At 63.0% G+C, this 17,908-nt stretch carries 10 protein-coding genes; 5 read left to right on the top strand and 5 right to left on the bottom strand.

Features of this window, described 5'->3' with window-relative positions; translation table 11 throughout:
- The first annotated feature begins 693 nt into the window (after positions 1-693).
- Both QM721_RS05085 and QM721_RS05080 read left to right on the top strand, forming a co-directional pair.
- Positions 694-2,148 carry a metallophosphoesterase gene (locus QM721_RS05085; protein ID WP_415119621.1) on the top strand — a complete coding sequence of 485 codons (1,455 nt, stop codon included), beginning with the start codon at positions 694-696 and terminating at the stop codon, positions 2,146-2,148.
- Positions 2,149-2,333: 185 nt separating this feature from the next.
- Entirely contained in the window at positions 2,334-3,620 is a 1,287-nt protein-coding gene (locus QM721_RS05080) for a glycoside hydrolase family 1 protein (protein ID WP_415119619.1), read from the top strand.
- 125 nt (positions 3,621-3,745) lie between these two features.
- On the opposite strand, the gene QM721_RS05075 is transcribed toward QM721_RS05080, so the two are convergent.
- Positions 3,746-5,449, bottom strand: coding sequence for a hypothetical protein (locus QM721_RS05075; protein WP_415119617.1), 1,704 nt, complete (start codon positions 5,447-5,449; stop codon positions 3,746-3,748).
- A gap of 736 nt (positions 5,450-6,185) precedes the next feature.
- Entirely contained in the window at positions 6,186-7,349 is a 1,164-nt protein-coding gene (locus QM721_RS05070) for a nucleotide sugar dehydrogenase (RefSeq protein ID WP_415119615.1), read from the bottom strand.
- A gap of 202 nt (positions 7,350-7,551) precedes the next feature.
- Here QM721_RS05070 and QM721_RS05065 point away from each other — a divergent pair, with 202 nt between their 5' ends.
- A complete protein-coding gene (locus QM721_RS05065) occupies positions 7,552-8,400 on the top strand; it encodes a glycerophosphodiester phosphodiesterase (RefSeq protein WP_415119613.1) in 849 nt (282 codons plus the stop codon).
- Positions 8,401-8,483: 83 nt separating this feature from the next.
- On the opposite strand, the gene QM721_RS05060 is transcribed toward QM721_RS05065, so the two are convergent.
- Positions 8,484-10,775: a glycosyltransferase gene (locus QM721_RS05060; RefSeq protein ID WP_415119611.1), complete on the bottom strand. Its 2,292-nt coding sequence runs from the start codon at positions 10,773-10,775 to the stop codon at positions 8,484-8,486.
- 110 nt (positions 10,776-10,885) lie between these two features.
- Between QM721_RS05060 and QM721_RS05055 the strand changes: the two genes are divergently transcribed.
- A complete protein-coding gene (locus QM721_RS05055; RefSeq protein ID WP_415119609.1) occupies positions 10,886-11,467 on the top strand; it encodes a hypothetical protein in 582 nt (193 codons plus the stop codon).
- A 258-nt stretch (positions 11,468-11,725) separates the two neighbouring features.
- Here QM721_RS05055 and QM721_RS05050 read toward each other — a convergent pair whose 3' ends face one another.
- Both QM721_RS05050 and QM721_RS05045 read right to left on the bottom strand, forming a co-directional pair.
- Positions 11,726-16,087, bottom strand: coding sequence for a PKD domain-containing protein (locus QM721_RS05050; RefSeq protein ID WP_415119607.1), 4,362 nt, complete (start codon positions 16,085-16,087; stop codon positions 11,726-11,728).
- Positions 16,088-16,106: 19 nt separating this feature from the next.
- Entirely contained in the window at positions 16,107-17,519 is a 1,413-nt protein-coding gene (locus QM721_RS05045; RefSeq protein WP_415119605.1) for a hypothetical protein, read from the bottom strand.
- 132 nt (positions 17,520-17,651) lie between these two features.
- Here QM721_RS05045 and QM721_RS05040 point away from each other — a divergent pair, with 132 nt between their 5' ends.
- Positions 17,652-17,885 (top strand): hypothetical protein, encoded by a 234-nt coding sequence (locus QM721_RS05040; protein WP_415119603.1) that lies wholly within the window; start codon positions 17,652-17,654, stop codon positions 17,883-17,885.
- Positions 17,886-17,908: the final 23 nt, after the last annotated feature.

The following is a 17,908-nucleotide window of genomic DNA, read 5'->3' as shown; positions in this document are numbered from 1 at the left end:
CATGGCGCTGTGGCTAGGCGTTTCGACAAGCTCAACCAGCGGTGTTTGCATTGGTCAGCGCTTCGGTAGCTGATTTCACTGGTTGAGCTTGTCGAGACCTCGAAAGAGTGCTCTCACCAGGGGCAATAGCTCATCAAGCGCGTTATCAACGATCTAGCCGGTAGCCCATGGCGCCAATCCAGCAGGTCGACGAGTTCGGCTAGGCGTTTCAACCTCGCTATACTAGGCAAGCCAACAGGCGATCCCGCCCAACAGAGACTGCCAACGAATGCTGTGTGGGACGCAATCCGGCTACGCGGACCGACACCACCGCGCGAGCCGTGCACCCGGCAGCACCACAACGGGTCACATGCCACCCCACCGGTCTGTTACAGACAAGCAACGATCGGCGCTCAGACTGCTCACGGTTTGCGATCATCCATTAACAGCACGCAGAATGGCACTCTGATTTAAAGGGACTCGGACTCGGACTTGGGAAGCTCACCGGAGCGGAGGACCGTCCGAAAGCCGAGTACGAACTGGAAGAGTTGAATTGACTTCAGCATTGCCCCACCCCGACCGCCGCACCCCACGAGTCACCTGGCGCCGCTTGGCGGCAGTTCTGCTGACCACGGCCCTTGCGACCGGACTGCACCCGAGTGTCGCCTCGGCTGCCACATTGAAGACGCTCACGCTCAAGGCCCACGTTTCGTCGTGGGCCAAGTCGGCCCCAGCCGAACCACACAGATCGCCGAAGTCGTTGTCGTCGCGCCGATCACACCGGTTGAGGTCGGCCTCCAGTTTCGGGCCCAGGGCACATCTTCGGGTTACCGCGCCAAGCTCACGATCGACGCCGACGGCAATGTCTCTGGCGCCTTCAGCCGAGTGGCCTCTCGCAAGCAGACCAGCTTGAAGGGCGGGGCCGAGCTCGGCTTCAAGGTTTCTCCCGGAGATCGCATCCACCTCGAGGCCACGGTCGCCGCAAAGAAGACCGTCAGGCTGTACCTGCGCGCCTGGAAGGAAGGCGCCACCAAGCCGTCGGCATGGCAACTGGTTGCGAAGGACTCTTCCTCGAAAAGGATTTCGCAGTCCGGCTCGGTCTACTTGTGGGGGCGAACCCCTGCTGGAAGCCCGACGATAACTCTTGGCTACGATGTTGAATCAGTTGCCACGTTCTCGGCGACGAAGGCTGCGAAAATCGGCGTGGTGGCGCCACTCGTCTCTGACACGAGTTTCAGCATCGCGGTGATCGGCGACACCCAAGAAGAAACTGATGCGTCTACCGATTCACGCTTCCCAGACAGAACCGCATGGCTTGCCAAGAATAAGACCTCGCTCAATCTGCAATATGTGCTTCACACGGGTGACATGGTCAACTGGGGCTGGCTGGTTCCGTCACAGTACACGGTAGCCAAAGCTGCCATGCGCAACCTGACCACAGCAGGCATTCCCTTCTCCCCCGCCATCGGAAATCACGACACGCGAGCAGTCGGCTGGAACGGAATCGCGGGATCTACCGGGTACGGAGGGAGTACCTACGCGAGCAACCCCGAATGCGTAACCAAGCTCGGCGCGAGTGCCTGCAACACCAAATTATTGGTTCGCAAGACGGACGAGTTCAATTCCGCTTTCCCCGTGAGCGGACTGACGGCCCAGGTGGGCGGGGCTTTCGAGAGTGGCAAGGTTGACAACATCTGGACGACGTTCTCGGCTAACGATACCAAATGGCTTGTCATGAGCCTTGAGTTCGCACCACGCAAGACCGCCGTCGAGTGGGCTCGCAAGGTCGTTGCGAGCCACTCGGACTACAACGTGATCATTGCCACGCACTATTATCTGGATGAGCACGGCAAGATCTCTGCCAGCAACGCCGGCTACGGCGACACCAGTGGACAGTACCTCTACAAGCAGATTGTCTCGAAGTACTCGAACGTGAAGATCGTGACATCGGGCCATGTGGGTAGCTATACGAGCCGAACCGACACCAACAACGGTAACCGGGTCGTATCTTACCTGGGCGACAAGCTCGGTGCTTCTGATAATCCCCTGCGAATACTTACTATCAACACGTCAACGGGCGTTGTGGCCAACACCGTGTACCGCACGATCAAGGGGTCGACTGCGACCAGCTACAGCACCGGCAAGAACACCATCACGATCACCCGCTGAAGCCTCGGTGGGGCCAGAATGCCTGGCCCCACCGAGGCTCGGGCCGAGAACCCCGGCGAGCACGCACCAACGCGACCAGCCCGGCGGGCCTCGCCAGCGGACCCGTTGGGGCCGGTGCGGCGCGTTGACACCCCTCGCCACACCGTCGACGATGGCTTGGGCAGGCGGCAAGTGAAAGGGACGGTGTGCACGCGTTCACGCTGAAGAACTGTGAGTTGGGCGTCGCCACCGCAGCCACCCAGATCGAGGGCGGCCACGCCCCCACCAACTGGCACCGCTGGGCCGAGCAACCCGGCCGAATCAAGGATGGCTCCGGGCCCTGGCGGGCCAACGACCACTGGAACCGGATCGACGAAGACCAGTCGCTGCTGCGTGAACTCAACGTGCAGCACTACCGCATGGGCCTGGAGTGGGCCCGGGTCGAGCCGCGTCCGGGCGAGTTCGACACTGGCGCCATCGAGCACTACCGCGACGAACTCGGCAATCTCAACGACGCCGGGATCAAGCCTCTGGTCACCCTGCACCACTTCAACAACCCGGTGTGGTTCGAAGACGCGGGCGGCTTCCTCGCCCGCGACGCGACCGGGGCGTTTCAGCGCTACACCCAGCACATGGTGGGCGCGCTGGGCGACCTGTGCGACGAGTGGATCACGATCAACGAACCCAACATCTACGCCACGCACGCGCACTACTTCGGCCTGTGGCCACCCGGAGACCGTTCGCTGAAGACGCTCACCCGCGTCTACACCAACCTGGCCGCGGCCCACATCGACGCCTACAAGCTGATTCACGAGCTGCAGCCACACGCCCGGGTAGGGGTGGCGCAGCATCTGCGGGTGTTTCGGCCGCGCATCGCCTGGCACCCCGGCCACTGGGCGTCCGCCCAGATGATGGAGTGGCTGTTTCAACGGGTGATCACCAAAGCCATGTGCAAGGGCCGCTTCCTGGCCCCGCTGTCGCAGCCGCCGGGCGTACACCCCGGCACCTACTACGACTTTCACGGCATCAACTACTACTCACGCAGCACGGTCAGCCGGCTCGACGACGGCGTTGGCGCCGACGTGCCGATCAACGACCTGGGCTGGGAGATCTACCCCAAGGGCCTGATCGAGGTGGCGACCTGGCTGCACGAGGGTTACCCGGGGCCGCTATATGTCACCGAGAACGGCACGGCCAACTCAGACGACGGGTTTCGCAGCCGCTTCTTGTACGAGCACCTGGCCGAGATCGCGGCATCCGACCTGCCGATCGAGCGGTACTACCACTGGAGCTTTATCGACAACTGGGAGTGGCTCGAGGGCGAATCGGCCCGGTTCGGGCTGATCGCCCTCGATTACCAGACCCAGGAGCGCACCATTCGCGAGTCTGGACGGTTCTTCGCCGAGATCGCCGCGACCCGCGGGGTCACCGAGCAGATGTACCAGCGCCATGTGGCGCACCAGATCTACTCACGCAACACTCCATCCCGCTGAGCACGACGAGTCTCATTCGGACGAGACTGGGGCGCCGGTCGAGCTTGTCGAGACCCCAAGCAGAGTGCTCTCACTAGGGGTTTCGACAAGCTCAACCAGCGGCAGGCGCATTGATCAGCACATCCCTAACCCGGCTCCGTTGATGTCTCCGCACTCGGCTCCACGCTCGGCTCAAGAGTTGGCTCCAGACTCGGCTCCGGCGTCGGGCTGGGGTCCGGATCGCTACTGGACAACTTCTCCACGCTGACCTTAGAGGAGGTCACGGCGTTGCCATGCGGGTCTGTGACCGTGACCTGATATATGGCCGTCGACGTACTTCCTGAAAAGGCATACGGGTCAGGGAACGACATTGTCCCTCGCTGCCAAAAGGGCACCGACACGGTGCGCTTATCGATCACGACGCCATTGCGAGAGAGCTCGTAGGTGAGCGCGAGATCATCGCGATCCCACAATTGGTCCCAACTCACAGCCACGGTTCCACCGGATTCTTGTTCCGCGGCAAGCGCGAGAGACGCGCTCGTTCCAGTGGGCCCAACCTCATTGGGCGCCACCGCTGATATAGCCATACGCACCAGCCCCTGCTGTGCGGTGCCGTTCACCTTCGGAAACTCACCGCCCAACGAAATGTAGGTGCCGTTGCCGACGATGGACCATGCAGCCTGGCTCATCCCGGTGTACGTGCCTGCAGAGAGATTGGGAAACCAATTGTACAGTGCAGGAGCAGGTTTTCCCTCGAAGTTGGTGTACGCCTTAGACGAGGTCTGCCCGTTCTTGGCGACGGTACCCGCCGCCTTCTTCGTCACCGCAAGCGCGCGATACCAGGCGGTGCGCCCTTTGGATGTGTCGCTCGTATCGGGAAATCCACCGATGTTCGAGCAGTAGTGGGCGTGCCCGACACTGTAAACGATGTCGCCGATCGGAGCGACGCTATAGGTGTCGCCGTGACAGTCCTGCAGCCAACGGACCGCACCTGTCGTGCTTGACGCGGCGTAAACGCCCTCGAAGTTGCCGGTGCCGTAGGTGTAACCCGTACCATAGACGGTGCTACCGTCAGTTGCGAGGCTGAGAATCGCGGACGCCTTGCCGCCATTCTTAACGACCTTGTTGACCTTCCAAGTCTTGGTCTTGCCGGTCTTAGGGCTGACTGCACCTGACCCCGAAGCAGCCGTCGAGTTCAACTTGCTGAACATGCCGCCGACGATGAGGAGCTTGTTCTTAGAAGTCAGCAGTAAGGCATACACCTGCGCGTCCGCCTTAGCTTTCCAGCGGGTGAGCTTGCCCGTGCTCGCCTTCACCGCCGCCAGCCGGGATCGCGCCTTTCCGTTCACGGCACTGAACGTTCCACCTGCGTAGACCGTCGTCGAATTCACGGCCAGCGCATTGATCGTTCCCGTGAAGGACGGATTCTGTGACTCAAGTGCTCCTGTTGTCGAGTTCAAGGCGGCGAAGCGCGACCGAACACTCTCACCAACCTGGGTGAAGCCTCCGCCCACATAAAGTGTCTTCTTGTCCGTCGAGACCGCCAGAGCCCGGATCGGGCCATTGAATGCATCCGGTGCGAAGGTAGTGACCAGGGCTCCGGTGGTGATGTCGTAGGCCAACAGATTGATGCGAGTTGTCTCTTCAGTACCCGCGGCGGCGCCCGCCGGACGCGCCGCGGTGAACTCACCGCCCGCATAGACGACATTGCCAATCATCACCTGCGTCCACACGACACCATTGATCTGCACGGTCGGCAACGCATCCGCGGTCACGGTCTTCGGCGTTGGCTCAAGCACCGTCGGGACTGCCGCGTCGGCCGTCCCTGAGCCTGGCAATACGGTGATCATCACGACCAGTCCGATTAAGGCCGCCAGCCGCTGCCTCCAGCCGGTCGATCGATGAACGCATGGTACGCCGAGGCCTTCTGTACACATCAAATTTCCCCCCCCGAGAAACACACCTCGAACCACAGCCGAGCAAAAGCCCCCTCCTACAAGCTTGCTGAAACCCCTCGTCAGCAACCTCGTGGGGGACACTCCTCCCATGCCCGGCATAGTGGAACCAGAACTACCCGTCGTTGACCGACAGGTCCAAGTGCAGGATACCTTGGCTGGCTGTGTCGTCAACCTCAGTCGACTGGTTCGACGAGACTCCCGCAATGAAGGCGCCGGGTGAACTACGCGGACCTCACGTTGGGCTAGAACCTAGTCGACACCACCAGTCAGATCAGCGGGCGCAAGCTGTGTGATGTCTCAAACCATTGTTGAGGTTGCATCTCACACATCGTGCGCAAGCAGCCCCGTGATGCACCACTCGAAAGTGCGCTCCCGAGAGTTCGGCCTGAACAGCACAGATACCCGGCGAAAATCGCGTAATATCCGTCCGGCTCATGAGCGGTGAAACGTTTCAGGGTTCTCTCTTATTCGAGCGAGTGGAAGCGGTTCGCATGTTGCTGAACCCACGCGGATAGTTCTTCGTTATGCGCGAGAAGATTGGCGCTCGAACCGCCTCGAGGGCGCATAGTCGCGAGCCACCCAAAGAAACGACCCGAAACCCGGACAGATCTCTTGCAGACCTCACCACTCAGTCGCGATGGTAGAGATCTCGGGTATAAATCTTGTGACTGACGTCGACCAACTCATCATGATGCCGATTGGTCACGATGACATCAGCCCGAGCTTTGAAGTCAGCCAGATCGCGCACCACCTCAGAGCGGAAGAACTCATCGTCAGACAAGGCAGGTTCATACACGATGACATCAATACCCTTGGCTTTGATCCGCTTCATAATCCCCTGAATGGACGAGGCCCGGAAGTTATCGGATCCTTCCTTCATGACCAGCCGGTAGACACCAACGACGCGAGGCGCCCGCCGCAGAATGTCGGCGGCGATGAAGTCCTTACGAGTGGTATTAGCATCGACCACCGCGGCGATCAGATTCTGCGGCACAGCATCGTAGTTGGCTAGTAGCTGCTTGGTGTCCTTGGGCAAGCAATAGCCGCCGTAGCCGAACGATGGATTATTGTAGTGCGTGCCGATCCGTGGATCTAAACCGACACCCTCGATGATCTGTTTTGTATTCAATCCATGAGTGGCTGCGTAGGTGTCAAGTTCGTTGAAGTAGGCCACCCTGAGAGCCAGGTAGGTGTTAGCGAACAACTTGATCGCCTCGGCCTCCGTGGGGTCTGTCAGCAGCACTGGAATGTCGTCATCCAGAGCCGCTGACGCAAGCATCTCTGCAAACTCCCGCCCGGGTGTGTCTTGATTGCCGACGACTATGCGTGAAGGGTGCAGGTTGTCGTAGAGAGCGTGGCCCTCGCGAAGGAACTCTGGGGAGAAGATGATCGTTGCTTGTGGGTATTTGTCAGAGATCCGCCTTGTGTACCCGACGGGCACCGTCGACTTGATCACGACCACAGAGGAAGGGCTGTGTTGCGCCACCCACTCGATGACTGTTTCGACGCTGGTGGTGTTGAAGTAGTTTGCGACTGGATCGTAATCGGTGGGCGTCGCAACGATGATGAAGTCCGCGTCGACCGCTTGTTCACGGTCGGTGGTCGCGACCAGTTTCAGATCCGGATCAGCGAGGTAGGTGTCGATGTCGGAGTCACTGATCGGCGAACGGCGAGTGTTGACCAGGTCGACTCGCGCGGGGTCGACGTCGACGGCAACCACCTCGTGATGACGTGCCAACAGCACGGCTGAAGCCATGCCTACGTATCCCAGGCCGAACAAGGCAATCTTCACGATTTCTCTTTCATTGTGCGTAACCAGTGCTGGCCCGGATCGGCCGGGTCCATTCTTTCACCACATCCGAAGATCGATGTGCGGCTGTCCCGGCAAGACATCGATCCGGCGACGTGCCCACAGGCATAATTGCCGCATGGCCACACCCCTCTGCCCTCCACCGCGGACCATAAGGGCCGGGGGCGGGCTGAACCAACCCGTCGTGTCACGTCGCGGGCTGCTCGCCGGCGGCGCGGCGCTGGTCGCCTCCGCGGCGGTCGGCTGTGCCTCTGTCCAGCCGGGTCAGGCTGTTCACACCTGGGCCGACCTACTGGCGGACGATCCGTTCTACGTAGCCCACCGCGGCGGTGGAAGAAACTGGCCGGAGATGACCTCCTACGCCTACGACCAGGCGGCGGCGCTGCCCTTCGTCAAGGCTCTCGAGGTTTCGTTCTGCCTCAGCGCAGACGGCGTCCTGGTCTGCAGCCACGAGCCCGACCTGAGTCGGGTCACAGGAGTCTCAATCCAGATCGGCGAGAGTGCCTGGTCGGCCTTGGCCCCGCTCACTGTGTCCGCGGCAAACACCGACGACCCGGCGCAGCCTCGGCGCCCGCTCAGCCGCTTCGAGGATGTCATCGAGAGACACATCGACCGGCTGGTGATCTTCGTCGAGCCGAAGGTCTCGGCGGCGGTGGAGCCGCTGATGTCGAGAATGGTGGCCCTCGGCCAACCCGAGCGCGTGGTGTGGAAGCAACCGGTGAACCAGCCGAACTTCGCAAGGGCCAAGCAGAACGGTTTTGCGACCTGGGGCTACGTGCTCGACGAGACCAGTCACGTGAATCGGCTCGGCCAGTTCGCGACGGACGCGAACATCGACATGCTGGGGGTGGCCGTGACCGCCACGGATGCCCTCACCTCCGCGGTCACGTCAGCCGCTGCCGCTGCCGCTGCCGCCAAGCCTGTGATGATGTGGCCGGTCACCAGCGTCGAGCAACGCGCACGCGCACTGTCATTCGGGTCGCGCGGGCTGATGGCCTCCGACATTCGCAACCTCCCCGTGACACCGCTGTGAACGGGCATGTCAGGCTCATCACGGTGCGTGCACACACATGTGGCCGACACCACCCGAAGCTTCGTCGGCGCTAAGTGAACACCTCAGGCGATACCGAGAGACGTTCTCAATGCGCGCTGGTAGACCGCAGGGTCGTACCGGTCGACCGCTGACTGCCGGTCGAGGGCGACCTGCTGCACAACCGCCGGCCAGTCAGCTAAGAGCGCAGCGACCGCGTCTGCCAGTGCGACAGGATCGGAGGGTGCCACGAACCGTGCGCTCCCGAAGCCGGCGGCGGCCTCCCTTAAGCCACTGGTCTCGCTGACCACGAGGGGGCGTTGCGCCAGCATCGCCTCGACCGCGGTGTTGCCGAAGGGTTCGTCGACTGTGGACGGAACGCAGATGATGTCGGCCGCGGCCAGATGACCCCACACGTCCGGGTCGAATCCGGTGAAAGTCACCGAGTCATCGAGCCCGAGGCTGGTGACCTGGGCGCGCAACTGCTGCTCGAACCACTCGTAGCCCTCGAAGACGGCGCCCAGGAGCTCGAGCCGCGCCGGGATGTCGCGGCGGTGCAGCTCGGCCAGCGCATCCACCGCTACCTGTGGCCCCTTACGGGGCGACAACCGGCCGATGAACACGATCCGGGGGTCATCGCCGGGATCAGCTCGAGGCGGCTGCGGCGGCGTGTCGGGGCCGACGACGCCGTTGTAGACCACCTCGGCGCGACCACGCAGCCACGGCCACACCCCGGCCAGTGCCTCAAGGCTGAATCGGCTGTTCACGACCAAGCGGCTGGCGAGGAGCAGCGGCGCGTAGAGCAGCTGCCTGACCAACCGCGGCTGGCTGGCTTCGGCTTCGTGAACGTGGCAGACGGTGCGCACCCCGCTGGTGCGGCCGAGCAGGAGCCACAACGGAATGGTGAGCGTGTTCACCAGGACCAGCTCTGCCTCCGTCTCGCGGAGCAGGCGACGGCCGGCCCCCATGGCTGCCAGGGTTTCGCCGACCAGTCGAACCAGCCCCGTCGGGCGCAGCGCGGATTTGCGCAAGATTGGCGTGGGGCACAACTCGACCTCGGCCCCGCGCTCGGTCGCAGCGGCCACCAGCGGTCCGGACGCGGGCAGGGTCAGCACCACCCTTCGTCCGTCGGCCACCAGCGCAGAGATGGACTCGAGCAGCACGCGGTCCGACCCGTAGAGGTCGGCGCTGGGATGCGCAACGAGTACCGTTCCGGCATCGGCAGGCACTGGCTCCCCGTCCCGCCAGCCTGGCCGGCGGCGGCGGCCGCTCGATCGCGGCGCCCGTTCACCGGCAGCCAGGTCCTCACACAGCTTCAGGTACTCAGCGGCCACCCGATCCCAGTTGTAGTCGGTCGCCCTCGCGTGAAGCCCCGCACCAAAGCTCCGCCGGCGTTCAGAATCGGCCTCCGCCTGATGCAGGCGATCGGCGACATCGTTCTGGTCGGCGAAGTACCAGCCACTGTCACGCACCACCTCACGGTTGAACACCGTGTCGAAGGCGATCGTCGGTGCGCCGGCCCCGGCGGCCCGCAGCAGGCTGGGGTTCGTGCCGCCGACCGAATGGCCATGCAGGTAGGTCGCGGCGTTGGCGTAGAGCTGGTCGAGCAGGTCCTGATCCCACACGCCACCGAGCAGCCGGACGCGGTCATCGGCCGCGTCCTTGATGGCTGCGGAGTACCCGCCGGAGTAGGGCGCGGAACCCACGACCACCAGCGGCAGGGCGGCGTCACTGTCAACATAACCGCGGACGATGTCGAGCACGTGGTTCTCCGGCTCAAACCTGGCCACCACCAGGTGGTAGCCGTCGGTAGTGAGGCCGAGCTCAGAGAGCCGGTCCGATCCGGTGCCGGCCAAGTCGGGCGCGCCGTAGGCGATCAGCCGGCTCGGGGCGCCGAACTCTGCCGTGTAGTAGTCGGCGATCCCCTGGGCGTCGGCGATGATCGCGTCCGACCAGCGCACGGCAGCCGCCTCCATCACCCGGTAATAGCGCCGTCCGGTCGGGCCCCACTTGCTGCGACGCCACTCCAGACCATCGACATGCGTGGCGACCGGAATGCCTCGTGCTCGAATGATCGGCAGAAACGGCGCATTGGCGGCGTTGAACACGATGGCCGCGTCAGCGCCGCCCAGGATCGGCTGAATGACCGAGAGCGCAGTGTGAGAGAGCGTCTCCAGGGAGCGCTTACGCAGCGCGGGCAGCCAGACCAGCCGCATACCGCGGTACTCGCGGGGCTGAGGTTCGCCGTCGACCGGCCGACAGAAGACGAGCACTTGGTGGCCCAGCGCGGCCAGGCGAGACCCGATCTCCTCCACCGCGGTCTCGAACCCGCCGTACCTCGCAGGTACTCCACGAGTGCCGATCATTGCAATGCGCATCAAGTTCCCCCGAGTGCTCGTCAGTAAGTCTTGCCATTATCCCCAACCTTGCCTGACGGGCGCGAATGATGGACCATTAGGTACGCAAACCTTCGGGGGAGGGCTCTGCTGTGATCCTGTTTGTCTCTGAAAGAGATGTATGCCGCTCAGTGCTGGCTGCGTCGATATTGCGGGCGGCGAACCCGCTGCCATCAGTCGAGATTCGGCACGCCGGCATGACTGCCGTAGTCGGTGTACCTGCGGATCCGTTGACAGTGAGCATCGGCCGTCGCCTACTCGGCGTTGACCTGGCCGACCATGTTGCCAGTCAGGTCACCAACGATGAGATCGCCTCGGCGGGCCTGATCCTGACCGCGACCCGGGCAATCCGGAGCCAGATCGTTCGGGCCTACGCCCCAGCAATCCGCCGCAGCTTCACCATTCGTCAGGTGGGACGCATCTTGTCTAGTTCGACCCACACCTTCAACCCTGGCGCCTCGGACGCTACCGAGACGCTCTCCGCGTTCGTTCGCTTCCTGAACCAAGAGCGGTCGCCGCTTGGCCTGGGCCGCAGCTACAACGATGACATCATCGATCCCCACGGACAACGGGCTCAGGTCCACGAATTCGCCGCCCGCGAGATCGTCTCGTCCGTCGGGCTGCTCTCGGGTGCGTTCAAGGCCGACTCGGTCGCCTGGGTACCTGCGAGCTGATCCGCAGTCAATGCGATCTGGGGGCACAGGTCCAGCGTCCTGCCCTAGCCCTAACCTGTGAACTCCCATCGCTGCGCCCACGCGCCGCCACGTCCACATTCCGCAGGGACGCCCAACAAGGGAGGCGTCCGACTCGAAAGAGACCGGGACGGCACCCCCGTAGAAGAGATGATGTCAGAGTCAATAATAGTCGGGCATGGCTACACTGCCCCCTACGCGTCTCGGGGGCCCGCCTACGGCGGGCCCCCGAGACTTTCGCTAAGGCGTCTTCGCGATCAGGTCGTCCCAGGAGGCCACGATTGGGAAGTTGGTTGAACTACTCGATAGGTAGGTCACCAGGCTCACTCCCGCGGGACCCTGCAAGTCACTGGTGCTGTCGGTGGTCGACACTTGCCAACTCGGCTCTGTCTGGGTCGTCTTCCACACCTTCGCCTTGATCGTGGTCGGAGACGAACCCGTCACCTGCGCCGCGATCTGCAACGTCGAGCCCACGGTGTAGTTGTAGGCGCTGCCCAGAGTCGTCGAGGACAAGACAGTCTCCGTGCCACCCACCAACTTCACGACATACAGCGTCAACGCACCTGTCGAAGCCACCTTCACTTTGGCGCGGTAACCATTCGATGCCGTTGTCCTCGCGCCCAACGTGAAGAACGCCCCGCCCCCATCAGGCAACTTGTCCAACGACAACTTCACCGACGCCTCGGTGTTCTGCGACGACACCGAAGCCAGCGTCATTCCCGGTCCTGCGCCGGCCGCGGCAAGTGTGATCGTGCCTACACCCGACCCAACCGAGAACAGGTTCGCCCCGCCACTGCGCGTCCAGTCACCCCCGGTATCGGCCGAACCCCACCCGCTGGTTACGGTGCGCCCGAACTCATCTTTCGCCAACGTCGTCGATGAGGCCACAGCCGTTACCGTCTTCGTCACCGAATCCGTAGCGCCGTCATCATCAGTCACCGTCAACGTCACCTGGTAGTCCCCGGCCGCAGCATAGGTGTGATCCGGCGTCTTGCCCGTACCCGAGCCACCATCACCAAAGTCCCACGCATAAGAAGCAACCGAACCATCCGAATCAGACGACCCCGACGCATCAAACGACGCCACCAGACTCACCACCGACGAAGTGAAAGCAGCAGTCGGCTCCACATTCGCGGTCGCAGCCACAGCCGTCACAGTCTTCGTCACCGATCCGGTAGCACCGTCATCATCAGTCACCGTCAACGTCACCTGGTAGTCCCCGGCCACAGCATAAGTGTGATCCGGCGTCTTACCCGTACCCGAGCCACCATCACCAAAGTCCCACGCATAAGAAGCAACCGAACCATCCGAATCAGACGACCCCGACGCATCAAACGACACCGAAAGACTCGACACACTGGACGTGAAGGACGCCGTCGGGCTGACGTTTGACGCGGAGCCACCCGGCCCGGTGGCGAGAAAATCATCGAAGGAAACGATGATCGGAACGTTGGTCGAAGTGCCCGACAGGTAGGTCTGGACGCCCACACCACCCGCGGCCTGAAGCACGGAGGTGCTGTCGGTGCCGCTCACCTGCCAGGTGCTGGGCTCGGTCTGGGTGGTCTTCCATGCCTTCGCCTGGACAGTGGCGGGCGAGGTGCCCACCGCCTGCACTCTCAGTTGAATCGTTGAACCGACCGCGAAGTTGTAGGCCGATCCCAGGCTGGTGGACGCGATCGTCGTCTCCGTCCCGCTCACCACCTTCGTCACGTAGAGCGTGAGCGCACCGGTCGAGCCGATCTTCACCTTTCCCCGGTAGTCGCTGGTGCCGATAGTCCGCACACCCAGACCCACATATGCACCGCCACCATCGGGCACCTTGTCGAGGGTGAAGGTCACATAGGCTTCGGTTTCGGTCGACGAAACCGATTCCAGCGCCGCTCGCGGACCAGCGCTCGCAGCCGACAGCTTGATCTGTCCGACGCCGCTACCCACCGAGAACAGGCTCGCGGTGCCATAACGCGTCCAGGCGCCGCCGGTATCGGCCGAACCCCAACTGCTGGACTCCGTTCGACCAAACCCATCCTTCGCCAACGTCCCCGAGGCAGCCACCGCCGTCACGTTCTTCGTAACCGAGCCGGTGGCCCCACCGTCATCGGTCACCGTCAACGTCACCGCGTAATCTCCGGCCGCAGGAAACGTGTGAGCCAGCGTCTTGCCGGTACCCGATCCCCCATCACCGAAATCCCACGCATACGATGCAACCGAACCATCCGAATCAGACGACCCCGACGCATCAAACGACACCGAAAGACTCGCCACCGACGAAGTGAACGACGCTGTTGGACTCGCATTCGTCACCGTGGTTACCGACTGAGTGACCGTGCCGGTCGACCCGTCACTGTCGGTAACGGTCAGCGTCACGCTGAATGTGCCTACGCTGGCGTAGGTATGACTCGGATTCGACTCGGCGCTCGAGCTTCCGTCACCGAAATCCCACAAGTAGGACGCAATCGTGCCATCGGAGTCAGTAGAACCGGTGCCGTCGAACGTCACGGCCTGCTTGTTCACCGCGCTGGTGAAGGACGCCGACGGCGCCTTGTTGGCGACCGTGGTCACAGTCTTGGTGGTTGTCGCGGTAGCGCCATCGTCATCGGTGACCGTCAGCGTCACTGACTGCGAGCCCGCCGTAGCAAAGGTGTGCGTCGGCTCGGCCAGCGTGCTGGTGCCGCCATCGCCGAAGTCCCACGAGTACGAGCCGATGGTGCCATCGGAGTCGGTCGACGCCGTGCCTGAGAAACTCACAGCGAGCTTGTTCACCTGGTAAGTGAAGTCTGCTGTCGGGCTGACATTGGCCGGCGTACCACCGCCCTTTATGAAGTGGTCGAGCACCTCCGCCGAAGTCAGCGTGCGCGAGTAGACCGCAACCTCGTCGAGACTGCCTTTGAAGTAGTTCGTTGAATTGCCTCCCCAGGTGGAGTCACCACCGATTCGCCAGTAGCCGGTGAAGCTCTGGTTGGTTCTGGTGGTGTTGCTGCCCACCAGTTGGCCATCGACGTACATCTTCATGCCAGAGGTGTCTTGCTGGGCCACCACATGGTGCCAACTGCCGTCGTTGTACGACGCCGCGGAGTCAAAGTAAACCTGCGACCCGGTGTAGACACCGAACCGGAGTTGACCAGAACTCAGCATGTAGACGTGCCGGTCGTAGCTACTGGAGCTGCCAGTGCGGCTGCTGCTGAAGCCGATCAGCTTGCCACCTGTGGTGGTCGTGGTCTTGAACCACAACTCTTCGGAGAACACCGTCGGGTTGATCACCGAGGTCGAGGCGGCCGCCGTCCCGGTGCTGCCGTTGAACGCCACAGACTTGTCAGTGCTCAGCCCGATTCCACTCGTGCCGCCCAAGGTGAACCCGCCGTTGTAGGTGCCAGCGTTGCTGTTACCGCTGGCATCGGTAACCGTGCTGCCACTGGTCTCGGCCAGCCGCCAGAACAGGTCAGGGTTAGCGGCATAGACGGCCGCCCCGTAAGTGTCTGTCGGTGCCGAGGTGGTCAAGGTGCGACCGCTGTTCACGTAGTGTTGCCGCACCTGAGTGGCCGACAAAACGGTCGGGTAGATGGCCACATCGTCGATCTGGCCGTTCAGGTAGCCGCTCGAAGGCGCACTCGGCCAGCCGCTGCTGATCGCGTCACCACCAATGCGCCAGTAGCCCGCGTACAACTGGCCGTAAGTGGTGTCTGTGCGGCTGCCGATCTTGACACCGTCAACGTAAAGCGCCATACCACCGGAGCCGAGGGTGGCGACCACATGGTGCCATGCGCCGTCCCGGTACGAACTGGTCGAGGTGACGGTGCGGTATGCACTCGGGTAGACCCCGAAGGTAACCCGTCCGGCGCTGTCCACGTACACCTGGCGGTCGTAGGAGGTGCTGCTGCCGCTGGCCGCGTTGCCGAAGCTGATGATCTTTCCGCCCGCGGTCGATGTGGTCTTGAACCAGGCCTCAGCGGTAAAGGTGTTCGGACCCTGCTCAGAGACGTTACTCGCCGCCAAGCCGGTGCTGCTGCCGCCGAAGGCGGAGGCGGGGTTGCTGTCATCGGTGATCGCGCCAGTCTGGCCTCCGGTGACCCCGGTGCCCGCGGTCGCGTTGGTGACGCCCGCCCAGTCGTAGACCGTGGTGCCCGATGTCTCGCCGAGACGCCAGAACTTGGCGGCACCGTCGTTAAGGACGCCCTGGGCGTAGGTCGACAGCGTCCCCTCGCTGGCCACCGTCACGTACACGGTGTCCGAACGCACCTCGTTGCCCCATGGGTCGGTCACGAAAATCCGGTATCGGTACTGCTGCCCCGCAACAAGCCCGGTGTCGGTGTAGCTCAAGATGGGCCGGTTCCACTCAGAAGAAGCTGCTGTGACGGTGTAGACCGGCGATGCCGTGACGCCGTCACGAATCACTTTGTAGGTGAGGTTCTCGTTGTCGCGATCCCAGTTGGCCTGCCACGCAACATGCACCTGTCCGGCGGCGAAAGAGGTCAGAGTGGGGTTCTGCTTTGACCCGGTCAGTTCCGGACCGATCGCGTTCGGGGCGATCGTACGCACGGCGTATCGCACCAGGCCTTGCTGGGTGGTGCCGCTGGCCCCTGCACGTGGGAACTCGCCGCCGATCACGACGTAGCTGTCGTTGCCGCTAACGGTCCACCCGGCCTGACTCTGACCGGTGTAGGTGCCACTGGTCAGGTTGGGCAGCCACTTTTGTAGCGACGGGGCCGGGGTGCCGATCCAGTTCGCGTAGCCGAGCTGGTCCGCCTTCAGTGTTCCGGTGGCGGTCTTCGAAGAAGGCGTTCCCCCAGTGGAAGGTCCAACTGGGCGCGGTCTGCCCGAAGCCGTCCTCCAGATTGCCGCAGTAATGCGCGTGACTCACCGTGTAGACCACATCGCCCATCGGGTAGCTGCCGTAGGTATCTCCGTGGCAGTCTTCGACCCACACCAGCGAGCCGTCAGACCAGTCGATCCGGGTCGTGCCTTCCAGGTTTCCGCCGGAGCCGTAGGTGTAGCCAGTTGCATACAGGCTGTCGCTATCGGACGTAAGCGAGAGAATGGCCGCATTGTCGCCACCATTGCGCACCGTGGCATTGACCGGCATTGCTAGGGACTCACCCGTGTCGGGCGTGACGAACGCCAACCCGTAGCCGGGGTTGCTCGAGCCATTGACGGTGGTGAACGAACCGCCCAGAGCAATCTTGGTACCGTCCGGCGAGAGTTTCATGGCATTCACGTTGCCGCCGGCAATCGTCGGCACCCAGCTAAGCAGCGCACCGTCGGAGGCCTGCACAGCCGCGATCTTCGCCCGGGTGGTGCCGCCGACGCTGCTGAAGATTCCCCCGAAGTAGACGGTCGAACTGGTGGCGACGATTGACTTCACGGATGCGTCCGGCTTGGGCTGGAAAGCGTTCACCAGAGCACCGGTAGTTGGGTCGAGAGCAGCGATTCGGTTGCGGATCGACCCGTTCACCTGGGTAAAACTGCCGCCGATGTAGATGCGTGACTTGTCCGGCGAGGCCGTCATGGTGAGCACCTCACCGTTGGTGGTGGGTGCCCAGGTGGTGCTCAGCACGCCTGTGGTGATGTCGTAAGCGAGCAGGTTGGTGCGGGTCACCGTGTCTACACCCGCAGCCGAGCCGGCTGGGCGCGCGGTGGTGAAGCTACCGCCCACATACACGGTGTTTCCGACCACCAACTGCGTCCAGGCCACGCCGTCGATCTGTGCGGTCGGCAGCGGATCAGCTGAGACGGTCACCGGCGTTTTCGGATTCGTCTCGTCCAGCGGCTTCGTGTCTGCCCGGGCTGCGGTCGGGAACTGTGCAAACGTCCCGATCAATGCGACCGAGGCAAACAACGCCAGCAGTCTGCCGAACCCCAGTGATTTCTTCGCCATGTCATCCCCCCGATGAACGCTCGCCCTCCCTAGGCGAGTCGTAGGCACCCGTAACCGGGCCTTGCGGCAGTGGAGAGACAGATCGCGCGCCCAAGGTGAGATTCCCCAATGGCTGCTGCGCCCAATCCCCCCGATTGACGCAAGCCGTTGACGCCCATCAGTCATGGACAGTCGTCGGCACAACAAAGGTACCGTGGCGCCAGGATCCCGTCCAATCTCCGCGTTGACTCATCCATGATGCCCGCGTAGCGCGAGTCGTTGACTCATCTCAGGTTGCCCGCGTGGGATCGGTGACGGATGGAGCTCACGTTGGCGGCACGTAAGGCGATCACGAAGGCCCAGCTAGCGAAGTGGCCGAAGGCGACCAAGGCCGAGAAGGGGGCGATCCTGGACGCGGTGTGCTCAGTGACCGGTTGGCATCGCGACCATGCCCACAAGGCGATCCGCACGATGCTCACCACCCTGATCCACCGCCTCGGCGGCAGCGGCAACCCGTCCGGCGTTACGACGATGCCGCCATCGAGCTCCTGATCACGTGTTGGGCCGTGCTGGAC

The organism is Micropruina sp. (assembly GCF_047602085.1).
GTDB lineage: Bacteria > Actinomycetota > Actinomycetes > Propionibacteriales > Propionibacteriaceae > Micropruina.
Note: the sequence above shows the minus strand (reverse complement) of the source record. Positions and strands in the feature narration are given on the sequence as shown.

Coding starts and splice junctions, on each gene's coding strand:
- QM721_RS05075 (WP_415119617.1), bottom strand. CDS start 5,449: ATGATCACCGTATTGCCAGGCTCAGGGACGGCCGACGCGGCAGTCCCG.
- QM721_RS05060 (WP_415119611.1), bottom strand. CDS start 10,775: ATGCGCATTGCAATGATCGGCACTCGTGGAGTACCTGCGAGGTACGGC.
- QM721_RS05045 (WP_415119605.1), bottom strand. CDS start 17,519: ATGACTGATGGGCGTCAACGGCTTGCGTCAATCGGGGGGATTGGGCGC.
- QM721_RS05040 (WP_415119603.1), top strand. CDS start 17,652: ATGGAGCTCACGTTGGCGGCACGTAAGGCGATCACGAAGGCCCAGCTA.